At 39.0% G+C, this 631-nt stretch carries 1 protein-coding gene; it reads left to right on the plus strand.

Annotation, left to right across the window (positions count from 1 at the left end; all coding sequences use genetic code 11):
• Positions 1–78 precede the first annotated feature (78 nt).
• Positions 79–372 carry a GIY-YIG nuclease family protein gene (locus ON07_RS16365; protein ID WP_010232418.1) on the plus strand — a complete coding sequence of 98 codons (294 nt, stop codon included), beginning with the start codon at positions 79–81 and terminating at the stop codon, positions 370–372.
• Positions 373–631 lie beyond the last annotated feature (259 nt).

Consider the following 631-nt stretch of genomic DNA (forward strand, 5'->3'; position numbering starts at 1 on the left):
GTGAAAAATGTATCGAGAATAAGGCAACGTTAAAATTTACTTGTACAGCCGAAGAAGAAAAAACTGTATATTAATTAAATGAATAACAGCTACGTCTATATCCTGAAATGTTCTGACAACACTTTCTACACAGGTGTCACTTCCAATCTCCATAAGCGTCTGTTTGAACATCAATCTTCCAAATATCCTGACAGCTACACTTCCCAAAGGCTACCGGTTGCACTAGTGTATTACGCAGAGTTCACAGATATTAATTCCGCCATAGCCACAGAAAAACAAGTGAAAAACTGGTCCCGTGCAAAAAAGGTAGCCCTTATTGCAGGTGAGTTTAGTGAACTCCCTAATCTGGCAAAGAAGAATTTTTCAAAGTAAATTTCTTTAAACCTTCCCATAGTCGTTCTCGATACAAATTTAAAAACCGTCAGTTCGAGTGTTTTTCTCAATGCGGAAGCATTGTGAAAAATGTATCGAGAACCGGTTTTGAAATTCACTCGAACTGACGATGTACACTGTAGCCGTCAGTTCGAGTGTTTTTCTCAATGCGGAAGCATTGTGAAAAATGTATCGAGAACCGGTTTTGAAATTCACTCGAACGACGAAAAACCCTAACCCCCGTCAGTTCGAGTGTTTT

The organism is Gillisia marina (genome assembly GCF_000258765.1).
Taxonomy (GTDB): Bacteria; Bacteroidota; Bacteroidia; order Flavobacteriales; family Flavobacteriaceae; genus Gillisia; species Gillisia marina.

Excerpts from the sequence above, each read along its gene's own strand:
- ON07_RS16365 (WP_010232418.1), top strand. The coding sequence starts at position 79 with ATGAATAACAGCTACGTCTATATCCTGAAATGTTCTGACAACACTTTC.